16 protein-coding genes and 2 pseudogenes are annotated in these 15,529 nt (G+C 61.0%); 5 read left to right on the top strand and 13 right to left on the bottom strand.

Annotated features, from left to right (window positions below):
• Nucleotides 1-253: 253 nt before the first annotated feature.
• From virB11 to GFM02_RS31610, 7 genes and pseudogenes are all read right to left on the bottom strand, one after another.
• Complete coding sequence (gene virB11, locus GFM02_RS31640) at nt 254-1,333, bottom strand: P-type DNA transfer ATPase VirB11 (RefSeq protein ID WP_168323864.1); 1,080 nt, start codon at nt 1,331-1,333, stop codon at nt 254-256.
• Nucleotides 1,334-1,341: 8 nt separating this feature from the next.
• A pseudogene (virB10, locus tag GFM02_RS31635) lies at nt 1,342-2,430 on the bottom strand (type IV secretion system protein VirB10); the annotation flags it as partial.
• Nucleotides 2,429-2,911: pseudogene (locus GFM02_RS31630) on the bottom strand (transporter); the annotation flags it as partial. The pseudogenes virB10 and GFM02_RS31630, both read right to left, overlap by 2 nt.
• The gene (locus GFM02_RS31625) at nt 2,904-3,242 is read right to left on the bottom strand and encodes a type IV secretion system protein VirB3 (RefSeq protein WP_168323863.1); all 339 of its coding nucleotides are present in this window, start codon (nt 3,240-3,242) and stop codon (nt 2,904-2,906) included. The pseudogene GFM02_RS31630 and the gene GFM02_RS31625, both read right to left, overlap by 8 nt.
• 4 nt (nt 3,243-3,246) lie before the next feature.
• The gene (locus tag GFM02_RS31620) at nt 3,247-3,546 is read right to left on the bottom strand and encodes a TrbC/VirB2 family protein (protein WP_168323862.1); all 300 of its coding nucleotides are present in this window, start codon (nt 3,544-3,546) and stop codon (nt 3,247-3,249) included.
• On the bottom strand, nt 3,543-4,205 hold the full coding sequence (locus GFM02_RS31615; RefSeq protein ID WP_168323861.1) for a lytic transglycosylase domain-containing protein: 663 nt from the start codon (nt 4,203-4,205) through the stop codon (nt 3,543-3,545). Before GFM02_RS31615 ends, GFM02_RS31620 begins: the two co-directional genes overlap by 4 nt.
• Before the next feature lie 3 nt (nt 4,206-4,208).
• Nucleotides 4,209-4,748 (bottom strand): hypothetical protein, encoded by a 540-nt coding sequence (locus GFM02_RS31610; protein WP_168323860.1) that lies wholly within the window; start codon nt 4,746-4,748, stop codon nt 4,209-4,211.
• Between the two features lie 91 nt (nt 4,749-4,839).
• Between GFM02_RS31610 and GFM02_RS31605 the strand changes: the two genes are divergently transcribed.
• Nucleotides 4,840-5,193, top strand: a complete 354-nt coding sequence (locus tag GFM02_RS31605) for a MarR family transcriptional regulator (RefSeq protein ID WP_168323859.1) — start codon at nt 4,840-4,842, stop codon at nt 5,191-5,193.
• Nucleotides 5,194-5,584: 391 nt separating this feature from the next.
• Here the strand turns inward: GFM02_RS31605 and GFM02_RS31600 are convergent, their stop codons facing one another.
• The gene (locus GFM02_RS31600; RefSeq protein WP_168323858.1) at nt 5,585-5,875 is read right to left on the bottom strand and encodes a hypothetical protein; all 291 of its coding nucleotides are present in this window, start codon (nt 5,873-5,875) and stop codon (nt 5,585-5,587) included.
• Between the two features lie 371 nt (nt 5,876-6,246).
• On the opposite strand from GFM02_RS31600, the gene GFM02_RS35315 reads away from it, so the two are divergent.
• Genes GFM02_RS35315 through GFM02_RS31580 form a run of 4 tightly spaced genes read left to right on the top strand, consistent with a single transcriptional unit; the run spans nt 6,247 to nt 8,511 of the window.
• Nucleotides 6,247-6,432 (top strand): hypothetical protein, encoded by a 186-nt coding sequence (locus GFM02_RS35315; RefSeq protein WP_246792518.1) that lies wholly within the window; start codon nt 6,247-6,249, stop codon nt 6,430-6,432.
• 29 nt (nt 6,433-6,461) lie between these two features.
• Nucleotides 6,462-7,448, top strand: coding sequence for a UbiA family prenyltransferase (locus GFM02_RS31590; protein WP_168323857.1), 987 nt, complete (start codon nt 6,462-6,464; stop codon nt 7,446-7,448).
• Nucleotides 7,445-8,149, top strand: a complete 705-nt coding sequence (locus GFM02_RS31585) for an HAD family hydrolase (RefSeq protein ID WP_077980774.1) — start codon at nt 7,445-7,447, stop codon at nt 8,147-8,149. Before GFM02_RS31590 ends, GFM02_RS31585 begins: the two co-directional genes overlap by 4 nt.
• A complete protein-coding gene (locus GFM02_RS31580; protein WP_168323856.1) occupies nt 8,146-8,511 on the top strand; it encodes a GtrA family protein in 366 nt (121 codons plus the stop codon). Before GFM02_RS31585 ends, GFM02_RS31580 begins: the two co-directional genes overlap by 4 nt.
• Before the next feature lie 489 nt (nt 8,512-9,000).
• On the opposite strand, the gene GFM02_RS31575 is transcribed toward GFM02_RS31580, so the two are convergent.
• From GFM02_RS31575 to GFM02_RS31555, 5 genes are read right to left on the bottom strand one after another with little or no spacing between them, the layout of a single operon-like run.
• On the bottom strand, nt 9,001-10,233 hold the full coding sequence (locus tag GFM02_RS31575; protein WP_168323855.1) for an amidohydrolase family protein: 1,233 nt from the start codon (nt 10,231-10,233) through the stop codon (nt 9,001-9,003).
• 9 nt (nt 10,234-10,242) lie between these two features.
• A complete protein-coding gene (locus GFM02_RS31570; RefSeq protein WP_020047925.1) occupies nt 10,243-11,592 on the bottom strand; it encodes an 8-oxoguanine deaminase in 1,350 nt (449 codons plus the stop codon).
• Between the two features lie 36 nt (nt 11,593-11,628).
• Entirely contained in the window at nt 11,629-12,825 is a 1,197-nt protein-coding gene (locus GFM02_RS31565; protein ID WP_020047926.1) for an amidohydrolase, read from the bottom strand.
• 18 nt (nt 12,826-12,843) lie between these two features.
• A complete protein-coding gene (locus tag GFM02_RS31560; RefSeq protein WP_168323854.1) occupies nt 12,844-13,881 on the bottom strand; it encodes a questin oxidase family protein in 1,038 nt (345 codons plus the stop codon).
• A complete protein-coding gene (locus tag GFM02_RS31555) occupies nt 13,878-15,329 on the bottom strand; it encodes an NAD(P)-binding domain-containing protein (protein ID WP_168323853.1) in 1,452 nt (483 codons plus the stop codon). The genes GFM02_RS31560 and GFM02_RS31555 overlap by 4 nt, the downstream gene beginning before the upstream one ends.
• Between the last annotated feature and the right edge of the window lie 200 nt (nt 15,330-15,529).

Here is a 15,529-nt window from a genome sequence, read left to right as displayed (position 1 = left end):
GGAGCCTCTCTCCAAACCTCCTAACCCGTCACGGAAAGCCCTTCCCGCCTCTCCCTCTCTCCCAGCCCGCTCCCTCAAGTTTTGCGCCCTGCACCTGGCGGGATGTTGGTTCGCCGCGACCTTCCCCTTGTTCCACATGCTTTCGGGCTTCTGCCGCCAATCGATTGGGAGGGAGATAGAGGCTACTCTCGCAACTCCATCGAGTGGCGATTGCGATGGTTTGCCTTGAAGCGAATCGAACCGCAGGCCCTGTCTATCCGTTCAAGCGGCCCGTCCGACTGCTCGGCGTAACGCTTTCATCGCTGACGACCCCCCGAACAACATCACCGACCTTGGTCCCCGCTGCGGCCTGATAGTAGATTTCAGTCACCCGAAACCGCCCATCGATGCGTTTGCACTGGACGATGACGTCGATGGCGATCTTCAGCATCTCGCGTATGTCATCTCGTTCCAGGTCCCTTCCGCCCTCCGACTCCTTCACCAGCAATGTCAGCTGTTCGAATGCCAGTTTGGCCGAGTCGGCGTGGACGGTGGTGATCGAGCCCGGATGGCCTGAGTTCACATTGCGAATGTAGTAGAAAGCGGTGCCGTCGCGCAGCTCCTGCAGAAGGATGCGATCCGGTCGCATGCGCAGGCAGGATTCGAGCAGATCCTTCGCCCCGACTTTCGCCAGCCCCTGGCCACCCTTGGAGTAGAAGAGGCGGACATGGTTCGGTTGCGGGATGACCAGCTCTGGCGTGTCTTCGATGGAAATGATGCGCTCGCTCGATGGAATATAGCGGATCAATGCCTTCGAAAGCGTCGTCTTGCCAGAGCCGGTCGCGCCCGAGATGATAATGTTCTTGCGGGCGTATACCGCTTCTCGGAGAAAGGCCTGGTAGGATCCATTTCGGTAAAATTCCAGGAGCTTGCGGTCCACCGGTGAGACCTCCGCTTCCGTCCTTGCCACCTCGGCAAAGAGACCGCCTTGATCAAGACTGTCGAGGCCCAGCGACACCGACGACGGCTTTCTGATGGTGATGCTGACGGTTTCCTTCGTCGTCGCCGGCGGGATCACGATCTGGATGCGTTCATCGCCCGGCAATGTCGCCGAGAGGATCGGCCGTGTTTCGTCGATCGATTGGTTGGAATAGCTGGCAACAGCGCGCGCCAGACGCATCAGTTTGTCGAAGGATAGCTCAGGCAGATCATGGGTTTGCCAACCGGCCATGCCCTCGGTGACCACCTGAGTTGGCCAGTTGATGATGATCTCATAGAGGGACTTGTCGCGCAGAAAGGGCGCCAGAGGCGCAAGCAGCTCGCGCACGACACCGGAGTCGGTTCCTTCCGTCATGGGCGGACCTATTTCGTGACCAGGGTCGACGCTGGACTGAAGTCGCCGAGAACCGCCCGATCGTAGATGCGATCGCCCGGTTCCGTCACGCGAAGCCGATAGACGCTAGAGAAATCGAGATCACGCGCCACGAAGATCGAGACCAGCTCTCCTTGATGCTTCAACAGGGTCGGCGGAATGTTGATCGACTGCTCGACGGCGATGGCCGCAGCCTGCTTGCCGGCGCTCGTCGTGTTGTCTGCCTCGACATCGCTATCCTGCAGCTGGCTGTTGACATAGGAGGTCGCGTCGCCGACGATCGACAGCAGGATCGCGCTGCCGAAACGTTCCCACCAATGTGTATCGACGTAGCCGTCGACACCGGCACGTCCAAGGGCATCGGTTGCCGGCGACGCCAAGGTGATGATCACGCCTTTTGGCGTCTTTGCCCGGCTCCAGAGGACAAACAGCCGTTTCTGGCCACGCCGAAGTCCGCCGCGATATTCTCCGACCACCTGTGTGCCCTTTTCCATCAGCACGACGCGGCCGTTATCCGACAGGACGTCCCGGTTGATGACGCAGCTCGTGAATCCAGGCTGGTCGGAGGACAGCGCCGTCTCCAGGACACAAGGAATGGAGGTTCCCATGGCAACGATGAAATCGCGGTTTCCAAGCGTGCCGGCGCGTGAGCCCTGTAACTGCGTCGGCGTCAGCATGCGATCGAAGCGCTGGTCCTCGTTTTCCGCCTGGGCACCGAGACCGCCCGGGTTGTTTCCGAACGGAACGTAATTCGACGCGGCATCGGTGCTGGCATTCAGGTCTCGGGGATGAGACTGGGGAGACTTTTCACCACCATAAGCGATGACCGGAGCGCGGCGGGCAGCGTCGAGAAGCTTCTCATCCTCGCCTGCCTGCTCGGGCATTCCGGGCGTCGGCAGGAGCGTTTCCGGCGGCGTCGCGACCGGTTGGACCGGCTCCTTCGCCGGCTCGAAATCGGATGTCTGCCGGATGACGACGCGTTCGGGCTGGACCCCGTCGGCGGGCTTATCCTGGCCACTCATCGACCAGAGCGCGAAGCCGACGAAGGCGATGATTGCCAGCGCCACCGCACCACGTCTGCAGGTGCTTCAGGGCATCCTCGTCGACTTCGACGCCGGCGCGGTCTGCCCTGCGTAGGCGCGAAACAAGGTTGGCGGCTTTTTCGGCGCGATCCCGGCCCGGATGCCAGACGAGCGAGAGGTAGAGATCGTTTCGAAACAGATCCTCATCGATCATGCGTTCGCGGTACTTTGAGTTCAGCCCTTGCGAGAAAGGATTGGCGAACTGCCCTTCCGGATAGTCATTGTCGCGACGGCGAATGACATGTGCCCAGAGCGCCAAGCGCTCATCGGCGATGTTCCGATAGAGCGTATTGAGGTCGCGGTGCAGGCTGTTCAAGTCCAGGACATCGGCGGTCTCGAAGGATACACCTTCGAGTGCGATGATCACCATCAGCGCCCTGGACTCGAGCGCAATCGTTGTCTCGTCGACATGGCGCGACTGCGGAATGAAGGTTTCGGGGCCGAGTTCGCGTGAGCGAAGCGTTGCGATGCTATGCAAGGCTCAGATCCCTTTCGTCATAGTGCCGGATGAGCGTCAGCGGCGAGAGCGTGGCGCCGCCCCAATAGGCGGTGTTGCGGGACCGGCCGCGGGTGTCGATCCACGCAATCAGGATCCGGAACATGTTATGGTCGTGCTTGACGAGCGTCCGGAATAAGAAATGAAAGACGACGCCGACCAGTGCGTAGGCGATCGATCCGGCCGTGATGTAAAGGATCGTCGTCAGCATGACGTTCACGCCCATCGCTTCCATCGTCACACCGGCGATCATCACCGGGCGGGTGCAGGCAAGGAACAGGGTGTCTTCCTCGATGGCGGCAGTTGTCGGCATGTCATCAGCTTCCGACGATCGTATTGACGAGTTCCGTCGCCCCGAAAATCCCGCCGATGCCGATGATCCAGAAGCCGGCGCGGCGCAGATCCATGTAGCCGAACATCCAGGCGATGCAGATGATGATGACCGCGATGACGGCAAGAAGCCGGGCGATGTTGCCGGTCAGCATGTCGACGATGTTCTGCAAGACGGTTTCAACGCCGGCTGCCTGGGCAAAAGCCGGTTCTGCCAGGCAGGCGACAATGGCGACTGCCATCAACGCGCGAGCCGCGACAGGGCGAAAGGTTGCTGTTGAGATCATTGACTTTGCTCCGATCGTTCATTCTGAAACACGAGAACCTGGGTCTGCCGCCGGGCATTGAAGACGTCCCACGATGCGGCTTCGTCGGGCTGCGGATTGGATTCTGTGATTGCTGACGCCGCTCGGCTGTCTGCCGGTTCATCAAGAGGGATGTCTTCGCGCGGTTCGCCGATGGCGACAGAGGCCGGGTTGGAAGACAGGCGGACCGTTTCATGGCGGACCTGCTCGTCGTATTTGACCATCTCGCCGACCGAGGGATCGTTCCGGCCATAATAGGATTGGAGCATGACCTTCTCGGCCTGCGTCGTATCGGCGCCGGCGCGCAAGGCGATGCGATAGTAGCTGTCGAGCAGAGTAGCCGTGGCCTTGAGGTTCAGGCAGGGATCGAACGCATCCGAAATCGAAAGCTTCAGCTTGCGCAACTCTTCCATGCCGATACCACCAAGGCCGATCTGGATGTCCTGATGATCAGCGGCAAGCGAGGTCGCGAGCTCAATGGCTTCCGCTTTCGACGCGGGTTGACGCTCAAGCGGCGGGCCACTGTTGATACGAATGGCGAAGGGCTTGAAACGGCTCTCGAGACTGATGACGGCGGCAAGCGTTCTGACCTCCACCATGGGCGCGCAGTTCAGCGCGAGATCCACGAAAGTGACGGCCATCGTTCAGTACCAGACCCGCTGCGTTGACGCGCCGTTGATGGTGACGTCGACGTAGTGGGGCTGCGGGCGCACGTTCGGGCGAGCCGTCGAATAGCCCATGCACTGGCGACGCCCATCCTCCCGCTGCCAGTGTGGTGACCGCACCGAATCCTCGTTGAAATTGTAGTCTTCTCCAACATTGGGGCAGTATGCGTCGCTTACCGGCTGGAGGGAGGTCGACACGCAGGTAGTTTCCTGTCCGCGCGGACCATAATCGCTTTCCAACCGGTAACCCGCTTCGCAGTAATAGGGCTCATAGCCCGGGCGCGAACTGCGGAAGCCGACGCCGCTGCATGTCGGGAACGAATGTCCCTCGGCAAGCTCCCGCCACAGCTTCTGGATCGGGGGCCGGCATGCCGCGAACTGCGTCGCACCTCCAGGGTTGGAAAGGCACAGGATAACCTCGCAGCCCCATTCATTTGCTTGCGCCTGGCCAGGTGAAGTAAGGTAGGGTGGCAATATGCAGCAGGCGGCAACGACCGCGTTGAGCAGAAGGTTTTTCATGAGTACGACCCTCCAGAGGACATCCTATTGCGAAAGAGGCGGCTTGCCCGTAAAGGCGTTTATACTGATTTATATAACACAGTAAAAGAGCATGACAAGAGCACTCACAACCCAATGGCGTAATCTGGCTTTCTCAGGTCTCATCCTGCACGAAATCCTCGATCATCCACTCGAAGACGAGACGCCTCAGGCAAGGTTGAAGCAGGTCGGCATGATGACGATCCTCTACAGCATGAACCAGGCGCATCAGAAGCTAACGCTTTCCAGCATTATGGAAATTACGGCTCTGACGCGCAGCGGCGTCAAGGAGACGGTGGATCTTCTGGTGAGACGCGGGATGTTGGACGAGACGATCATCAAGAATTCGATGGGTCGTGGAACAGCACGCCAGTTCGAGATTTCGGAGGCGCTTCTGGAGAAGTTGAGCTCCTTCGGAGCCGGATGAGCTAGGATTTAAGTGAGGAATTTTGACGCTGTGTATCAGCAGGCGAGCGAATCATCGCCGATCTTGCTCTGCGGGCTCTCGCGCGATGCCCGAATGTCAAATCCCAGAGGCGGATAACATTGTACTGACCAGTGACTTCAATTACCTTCGGCTGCTCAACATCGCGAGCTATAGGTTTGCCGATGATTGAGTGTACCACCGCAGGGCGTTTTGCGCGCGCAGCGCCTATCCGATCTTCCTCAGCTGATGTCGCGTCGCCGTTTCGTCGAACGCGTCATAAGAGCATACGTAAGTTGCCGATGAGGGCCGTCTTGCGAGGTGATAGCGAACATCGGAAGTCCTAGTCCAAACACTAGGGATAGTCCTATGACCAAGCATCCGATTGAAATGATCATGTCTGTCGAGCGGCGCCGGCGCTGGTCTCGCGAAGATAGGGAACGGTTGGTTGCAGCCTGCCTTGTACCAGGGGCGGTGCTTCCGAGATTGCTCGTGCGGCCGGCATCCATGTCAGCCAGCTCTTCCGTTGGCGCAAGGAGCTTTGCCGAGTTGATGAGTCGTCGACATCGGCGGCGGGCACATTGGTGCCTGTGATCGTGTCCGAGACCGCATCGACAGCCCAGCCGATGCCCTTGAAGCCACCCGCCCCATCACGTTCTTGCCGGAAGCGCAGCGATGTGACCATTGCGCTGGGTCGGGCCGTCGTGTCCGGGTGGACAGTGGCATCGACACGGACGCATTGGGCCGCATTCTCAATGTTGTACTGGGACGGCGCTCGTCACTAAAAACCGGATTTGGACCCCAACTCCACCTTGACACCAAACACAGATGCTCATCCGCTCGCGGCCTGAACCCGCCAAGGCAACCATCGTTGCCGAACCGGAATATCTCGCCGAAACCCTGCCATACTACATCGACAATCCAATATATCTGACTCGCGAGCACATATTCTGACCTACGTCCGCTTCACCAAGGAGGCTCAGTTCGACGGGGATCTTGGAGAGACGCTGAAAACCAGCCAGGACCTGCGCGCCCAGGTCTCCAGTGGTAATCCTGATGCAGCACAAGCTGAAGAGAATAGATCCGGAGCAGATTTATCGGAAGGATTACAACTGGACCTTCCATGCCTCGCGCCAGCAGATAGACGATTTCCTGTCGACGACGACGCTGCTCGCCGAATTCGACCCTGCGAATTATTTCGAAACCTATGATGTGTATCTGTTGGACGGTGATCGGAAATAGACCGTCTGAGGATGAAGGAGGCGTCCGGCATGAACACAAGCTTGGGTGACCGCAGGGTGACCGCATCAGGCCGAGCGGGCTTGCGCGACTATATCGCCATTGCACGGCTCGATCACAGTACGAAGCATGTCTTCATCGTTCCCGGCATCGTCCTCGCCTATCTTCTGCGGGGGGTCAGAACCGACGACCTGGCGTCCTCAATCCTGCTCGGATTTGTGACCGCGCTCTGCATCGCATCCGCGAACTACTGCATTAACGAGTGGTTCGACCGCGAGTTTGACCGACATCATCCGACGAAATCGCAGCGGTCCGCCGTGCAAAGCGCGATGAACGGCAGGCTGGTTCAGCTCGAATGGACCGTGTTGCTCATCGTCGGCCTCGGCTGCGCCATCCTCTCGAGCAAGCTTCTGTTCTTCGTCGCCTGCCTGTTTGCGATTCAGGGAATCGTCTACAATCTCGATCCGATCAGAAGCAAGGACAAGGTCTATCTCGACGTCATCTCAGAATCGATCAATAATCCGATCCGCCTGGTGATCGGCTGGTCGATGATCGACCCAACGAGCCTCCCGCCGGGATCGATCATTCTGGCATACTGGTTCGGCGGCGCGTTCCTTATGGCGGCAAAGCGCTTGTCGGAATATGACGAGATCGTCGCGTCGCATGGCAAGGATCTGCTGTCGCGCTACCGGGCGAGTTTCGCCCAGTATACGCAGGTCTCGCTGACCGCCTCCTGCATTGCCTATTCACTGTTTTCGATTGCCTTTCTGTCCGTCTTCCTGGTCAAGTATCGCATCGAGTACATGCTCGTCCTGCCCTTCGTCGTTGCCCTATTCACGGCCTATTTCGTGATGGCGACGAAACCGGGCTCTACGGCGCAGAAACCGGAAACGCTGTTCCGCGAGCCCGGCCTGATCGCGATCGTCGCGGCCCTGCTGGCGGCCTTCATCTTCACCACATTCGTCGACATTCCGCTTCTCGTGACTCTGACCGAGCAGCACTACATCACCGTCCAATGATCGCGAGCAATGTCGACTGGGGCACTATCCGATTTGTCGTCTTCGACGTCGACGGAACGCTATACAACCAGCGGAGGCTGCGCCTTCGGATGGCCGGCGAGTTGCTTGCTGATGCGGTGGCGAGAGGCAGCCTGATCAATCTGCGTGTGCTACGCGCATATCGTTTCCTCCGTGAAGCTATCGGCGAGGAGGAGATCGACGATTTTCAGACGAGCCTGATGGCGCGAATCGTCGCGCGAACCGGCCAGCCAGCCGAAAAGATCGAGGCTGTCGTCAGCGAATGGATCGGGCGCCGTCCGCTCGCCTATATCGCATCCTGCAGGTATGATGGGCTGGTGGAATTGTTTGCCGGGCTCAGACGGCAGAACAAGGCGATCGGGATCTATTCTGATTATCCTGCCGACGAGAAGCTGCAGAGGATGACATTGTCGGCCGACTACGTATTGGCCGCAAGCGACCCCGGTGTCGGCATCCTGAAACCTCATCCGCGCGGCCTGCAGATGCTGATGCAGCGCGCCGGTGTCGGCCCCGCGCAAACCGTTCTGATAGGCGACAGGCCCGAGCGGGATGGCCTTGCGGCGCGCCGCGCCGGTGTCCTGCCGCTCATTCGCTCCGACGGGGCGCGGGAGGGCTGGCTGACCTTTTCGACCTATTCGGACCCGGTGTTCGCAGCGCTGCGGGCAGAGGAAGCGTCCGGATGATCTTGTCAAAGGCTATCCGCTATGTGTTCACCGGAGGTCTGGCTGCGGTCGTCGACCTCGCGGTGTTTCGTGGCCTGTTGGCGTTTGGCGTGCCCCTCGGCCTTTCGGCGACATTAAGCTGGCTGATTGCGGCCGCCGTCAACTACAGCGTCACCAGCCGCTATGTCTTCAATCAGGCAATAAGCCGCAAGCGCGCTTCACTGTTCCTGACCGGCGCGCTGCTCGGCCTCTCGATCAATGTCTGCGTGACGTTGATCCTCGTGCAGCAGGTCGGGCTCCCGCCCTTGTGGGCAAAGCTTTTCGGCATCGGCACGGCCTTCGTCTTCAATTTCCTAATAAACCTTCTCTGGGTGTTCAGGTAGAGCCAGCGCGTGGCGGCACCATATCTTTCCGCCTTTGGACTGTGCCCAGAATAAGAGAGGTTCAGCGGAGCCTTGTTGGAAGGCTTGTTCGAGAGCGGCGCGATATGAACCATGCCTGAGATAAGCGTCCGCCAGCAGCGTCTAATCAATATGTGCCTAATGTCCGCTGCGGAGAGAAAGCAGAGATGTTGCAGCTCTTGATGGAAGCAGGATTCAGAGCTCGTCATTCGAGGTCCGGGCAGTTGAGGGGATCTGAACCGACGACCATGCATTTGATCAGCAATCGCTTCGAAGTCGGGCACGGTCGCATTGGTCGGCGCCATCGCTCGTTGGGATGAGGGCGGCCGGCCCTACTGGAAAGGCGACATTAAGGAATGCATCAACCGCCGGACCGCTGCCGATAGGGCCCAATCAATCTGCGGAAGTTGCAGGCAGGTCTCGACGGCTGCTGGAGGAGACTGCCCGCCTAGCGCAAAGCGTATGTGGTGCCTAGCCTGGGTCCAGGAAAAGCCGTGGCCGCGGGCGAAGGAAGCTCCGGCGACCATTTTTCCACCCGGCGCTCGCCGGCGCGATTGTCGCGACGGCATCGGCAGCCGAGGGGGCGTCGAAGAGGACGATATCTGCCGCGCTGCCGATCGCAATGCCGTAAGCCTTTCTTCCCAGGAGGGTGGCAGCCTGTGTCGTGATCATGGCGAAGACACAGTCGAAGCCATCAGCGGTGCCGATCTGGGCGACGTTGGCGTAGAGATTGGCCATGCGCATCAGGTTGACGTCGCCGAAGGGCGTGAACGGATTCAGGACATTGTTGGTGGAGATGGTCGTGACGACGCCGAGCCCTGCCAACCGGTGAGCGGGTGTCACGCCGCGCGGGACGAGATGGGTCGAACTCCGACCGGTCAGGAAGAGATCGGTGGCCGGCAGGACAGTCAATGCGATGCCGGCCTCGGCGAGACGGCGGCCGATCGGCTCCAGTTCTTCCGGCGGCAAAGCAGAGAGCTTGGTAACATGGCCGACCGAGACGCGCCCTTGGTACCGGCGCGCGACGGTCTCGGCGATGACGACAGGGAGATTGGAGCCTGCGGGGTCGAGGTCGAAATCGAGGTGGAAATCGACAGCGACGTCGTGGCGCACGGCGAGGTCGAAGATGCGGCGGATGTGTTCGACGGGCTTCGGATCGGTGTAGGGGCAGCCGCCCACCAGATCGGCACCCATTTTCATCGCCTGTTCGAGCATCTCCTCAGTGCCGGGGTCATTCGTCAGACCTTCCTGCGCGAATGCGCAGATTTCGATGTCGATGAGGCTGGTATGGTCGGCCTTCAATTTTCGGATCGCCTCAAAGGAGCGGAAGCCGGCGCGCGGGTCGATCTCGACGAAGGTGCGCAGGCGGGTCGTGCCGTGGAGGATCGCCTTTTCGATGACCGCGGCAGCGCGGGCATAGACATCTTCTTCGGTGAAGGCGGCCTTGGCTCGAGAGGTTTCGCTGACGGCCTCCACAAGTGTCCCGGTGCAGAGATTGCAGCGGCTGATGATACCGGCCTTGTCGAGGTGGATATGGGTCTCGATCAGGCCGGCGCAGGCGAATTTCCCTCCGGCATCATGGTGCGGCGCGTCGCAGACGAAGCGAGGTGCGATTGCCGCGACGCGGCCTGCCTCGAAGGCGATGTCGGTCGGCTCGGTCAAGCCGGCCATACGGGCATTGCGGATGACGAAATCGATCGCCATGGGGCCTCCTCAGACCGACAGAAGAAAATTGCGGGCGACGCGGTTGTGATCGGCAATCAGCGCCTCGATATCGACACCCTCCGGCATGCCGTCGGTGACGCGCCATTCGCCTGCGATCATGACGCGATCAGCCGTGGTGGCGCCGCAGAGCACGAGGGCTGCCAGCGGATCGCCGGCACCGGAGAAACGCAATTCGTCGAGCTTGTAGAAGGCCAGATCCGCCTCGCGGCCCGGCGCGATGATCCCGATGTCGTCGCGGCCGAGCAGCCTTGCCGAGCCAGCGGTTCCCCAACGCAGCGCGTCGAGATGGGTAACGGCTTCGGCGCCATAGGTCAGGCGGTTCAGCATCAGGGCATGGCGCACGCTTTCCATCAGGTTGGAATTATCGTTGGAAGCCGAGCCGTCGACGCCGAGGCCGACTGGCACTCCTGCGGCTTCCAGCTCGCAGGTGCGGCACATGCCTGATGCAAGCACCATGTTGGAGGTCGGGCAATGGCAGATGCCGACGCCGTGCCGGCCGAGTTCGACGATCTCGGCATCGTCGAAATGAATGCCGTGGGCGAGCCAAGTGCGGGCACTCAGCCAGTTGCAGCGGTCGAGATATTCCACCGGCGTGCAGGCGAATTTGCTGCGGCAGAATTCTGCTTCCGCCCTGGTCTCGACCAGATGGGTATGAAGACGGCAATCGTAGCGTTTCGCCAGCGCCGCCGTTTCGCGCATCAGTTCCAGCGTGACGTCGAAGGGCGCACATGGCGCGAGCGCCACCTGTGTCATCGCCCCTTCGGATCGGTCATGATAGCGCCGGAGCACACGCTCGCTGTCGGCAAGGATCACGTCGTCATCCTGCACGACATTGGCGGGCGAAATCACGCCTTGCTGGTCCTTGATATTGAGACTGCCCCGCGTCAGCGTGATGCGCATGCCGAGGCGAGCCGCCTCCTCGGCTTCGACATCCATCGCGTCTTCGAGACCGGCGGCATAGAGATAGTGGTGGTCGGAGGTGGTGGTGCAGCCGGAGAGGAGGAGCTCGGTCAGCGCGAGACGGACGGCAAGACGGAAGGCTTCGGGCGTCATGTGTCTTGCCCAGATCGGATAGAGCGCGCGGATCCATGGCCAGAGCGACCTGTTGATCGCGGCCGGATGGGCGCGCGTCAGCGTCTGGAACATATGGTGATGGGTGTTGACGAGACCGGGAATGACGACATGCCGGCCGGCGTCGAAGCGTGCATCGACGGGGGTCGAAGGCTGCCGTCCAGCCGCGACCAGTTCGACGATGCGGCCATTCTCGATGACGATGCCGCCCTCGGCGCCCTCAGCCATGATGGCGAGCGGCGATTGGATCCAAAGTCGGCCCTTCATCTGCGGTGCTCCCAGCGCCATGCGTTAATGGAAAAATCAGACGATGAGCCGGCCGCCGCGGGCGATGATAGCGCCGCCGCGAAAGACGGTACGATCGAGAGGACGGGTAGCGACGGCCTCTGCCAGCGACGCGGCAGGCAGGATGACAAAATCGGCACGCGAACCGGCCTGAAGCGCCTCGACGGGATGGCCGAGGATTTCGGCCGGCGCCTGCGTCGCCAGGCGGAAGGCTGCTGCCAGATCCTTATCCGAACGGAAATCCTGGCGATCGCAGAGGATGCCGACACGCTCCAGCATGTCGCCATTGCCGAACGGCGACCAGGCGTCGCGGATATTGTCGTTGGCGCAGAAGTGCCGGACGCCAGCGGCGGCAAGCCGCTTGACTGGTGGCATCGGCACGGCTCCTGGCGCGCTGGTCATGATCGCCACGCCCGATCTGGCGAGTGCGGCGGCAGTGCGGCCGAATTCGGCATCGTCCAACTCGCCGAGGCAGAAAGCGTGGCTGACGACCACCTTGCCTTTAAGGCCGAGTGCTGCCGTGCGATCGGCGATCTGGCGAAGTTCGAAGGCGCCGAGTGCACCGCCATCATGCAGATGGATATCGAGCCCGACACCGTATTTGCCGGCGACGGAAAAGATCGCATCGAGATGGCCGGTCACATCGTTGTCGATGCCGGCGGGATCGAGGCCGCCGACGAGATCGGCGCCAGCGGCGATGGCCGTATCGAGCAACCCGGCCGTGCCGGGATCGCGCAGCACGCCGGATTGCGGGAAGGCAACGGTCTGGATATCGACGAGATGACCATGGCTCTGCTTCAGCGAGAGCACGGCCTCGAGGCCTTTCAGGCCGACTTCGGTATCGATGTCGACGTGGCTGCGAACGGAAAGTGTGCCGTAGGCTGCGAGCTTCTCCAGCAGGGCGCCGCCGCGGGCTTCGACCGGCAGCGCCACGGTGCGCCGCAGGGATTTTTCCGCCTCGATGCGCTTGGCGACCGTATCACCCGGGATATGCGGGATGAATGGCAGGCCGATCAACGTCTTGTCGAGATGAATATGGCCATCGACGAAGGGAAGGCAGAGCAGGCCGCCGGCAGCATCGAAACGCGGCACTGCGGGGTCGATGCCGGCGGCCGCATTCGGGCCGATCGCGGCGATCCGGTCATTGTTCAGAATAAGCGAGACGATCTCGCCGGCTTCTGTCCTGGCGTTTTCGACTACGAGGCTCGGCGTCATTAATACTTCCGTCATCCGCTATGCAATCAGCCCGACCCGGCGCGCCGCGACGACGCGATAGAGCGGATCCTTCCACACCTCTTCCTCCTGCAGGGCAGAAAAGACCAGGCTGACATCGTGTTCGTCGTCCGAGGATACCGCGGCGCGTTTGATTTCCGCCCAGGCGGGCGCCTGTCGTCTGCGCATTTCTTCCAGCGCCCCGGCGGTGGGGAGTGCTGGAAAACCGATCTTCGGCACCAGTGAGGCGATCACCTGCCAGAAGGCGCGGTAGAAAGGCTCGGCATTTTCGAGGTGCGGAGAGACGAGGCGCAGCCAGTGCATACCGGTGACGGAATGGAGTGCGGAGAAATCCATGGTTCCGGCAAAGAGGGCAAGCGAGGTCGCGGCCATACGGCGCGGTGTATCGGCATTGAAGGCAAGGCGGTCGATAACGGGACGGAAGCCCGGAAGTGCGGCGACGGCGCGGATATTATGCCAGAGCAGATCGGTTTCCGGCTCATAATCGCGGATGCCTTCAATATTGCCGACATCGGCAAGCACCCTCCCCGGATCATCCGTATCGGGCGCGGCACCGGTCGCGGATGGCAGCGGCAGATAGCAGGCCGCCCAATAGCCGAGCGCAGTGCCAACCTCCTGGTCGTCCTTCTTGAGCACACCATAGGCAAGGCGCATCAGCGGATGCGTGGCGCTGCCGGCAAGGCCGTTCACCATGGCGGGCAAATAGGTACGGATGACGGCATCGATGCCGAGCCGGCGGGTTTCGGCGATGAAGAAGGCACGGTAATCCGCCTCGCGCGTACGATCGCCAAGCGCCTCGGCCCAGGCCGCCCTGATAATCGGGGCAACCGGCGGCGGCATCAGCGGAAGTGCATGGCTCTCGCGATACTGCTCGTACCATTGTTCCAACCGCTCCGCCGAGGCGCCGAGGCGATCGAGCGCGATCAGCACCATCGGAACATGGTTGGCCAACAGATAGGGAAATTCGACGCTATCCTCGCGGGCCCGCAAAAGGACGGCCTCCAATCCCGAAAATTGAACGGCGGCAGCCTGTCTCATGCCAAAACCTCCCTTGATGTCGTGACGTCCTCGTCTATGCCAGGATCGAAATGCGGTTCGTCATAGGCGGCCAATGCCTCAAGATACCGGTTGGAGTCCTCGATGAACAGCGCTTTCACCAAGGCGCTGACGATGCGCGGCACGCCGTATTTGAGACCGGTGACGCCATTGCTGATCGGGCCAAGGCTCGCCAGCGCGCCGGCATTGAACATATGGATGCGCGAGACCCAGCCGGCTTCGGCATACCTGGGCGTGAGTTCGAAACCGGGCCCGAGATAGGGATAGTCGGCAAGCATGGCGTTCTCCTCCCCCTGCGGCGGCTCGAAACGGTCCTTCCAAAACGCTGCGGCGTCGACGAGGCCGGCAAGCTCGGGCCTGAGCGCGAGATTAATCTCGTAACCGGTGCCGAGCAGGAGATGATCGGCATAGTGGCTACCATTTGCGGTCGCCAGCCTGATCCTGCCGCCGTCCATCGAGAGTTCGCGGACGCCACAGCCGAGCTGCATGGTGAAAGCGGAGTGGCGGCGGGCCCGGTCATATTGCTCCTGGGTCGGCGGCACCTTGAAATTGAAGTAGAGGTGGGCGAACCGCCAGCGCTCCAGATCCGGCAGGTCGGCGAAATGGCCGAGAAAGCCGGGGAAATTTGTCCAGGCGAGAACCTCGGTGCGCGGCATATCGGTGCTTCGCGCAAACATCGTCACCTCTCGGGCGCCGGTTTCGAGAGCCGCCACCGCCCAGTCGAAGCTCGACGTGCCGCCGCCAAGGATCGCGACATCCCTGCCCTTGAGAAAATCGATCGGTATCGGCTCATTGCTGTGCGTCCAGGTGGATTTCGGCAGCGCCTTGACCATTGTGGGTATGCGCGGGCCGCCGCAGCCGTCGATGCCGGTCGCCATCACCAGTTGGCGGCAGGTGATCGTGCGGCTGGTGCCGTCACCCTTTGACAGCGTGAGAGCAAGTCCGCCTTCCGCCTGATTGATCGAGGAAAGCGTCGTGTCGTTTTCGACGTCGATGCCGACGGTCCTTCGAAACCAGATGAGATAGGCCATCCAGTCCTCGCGGCCGATCTTGTCGAGCGCTTCCCAGGCGTCGGCGCCATTCAGCGCCTCGTACCAGGAACGCAGCGTCAAGCTCGGGATGCCGAGATCCGGGCCTGAGAGATATTTCGGCGAACGCAGGGTCTGCATGCGGGCGCAGGTGATCCAGGGGCCTTCGCGGCCCTCCTCGCTCTGATCGATCACATGAACGGACCTGATACCGCGCCGCTTCAGGGCGAAGGCGATCGACAGGCCGGAGAGGCCAGCGCCGCAGATCACAACGGAATGCAGGTCGTCGCGGTCTTCATCGCCCAGCGTCGGCCAGCCGGCACAGAGCGCCTCAATGCGCGCCATTTCATCATGGGCGCGGCGTTCCAACTCTCTCAGGCGCTCATCCGGTGTGGTCTTCATGAACGTGCAGCTCGCCGCGTTGGACAGGACAGTATAGACGCGCAGGGAATGATCAACTTCCTGCTATTTTTTATGCAACGCGCACAAAATATGGACATTTATGCGCGAATATGTTCTAATTTGTGATTTTTAATGTTTGTGCTTTTTTGTCAAGTGCGCTTGAGTGCGATTTTGTTTGATGTATAGTGCCTCAAGCCAAT

Origin of the sequence: Rhizobium leguminosarum bv. viciae, from assembly GCF_012276115.1 — a bacterium.
Lineage (GTDB): Bacteria > Pseudomonadota > Alphaproteobacteria > Rhizobiales > Rhizobiaceae > Rhizobium > Rhizobium leguminosarum_T.
This window is presented reverse-complemented; position numbering and strand designations above follow the sequence as displayed.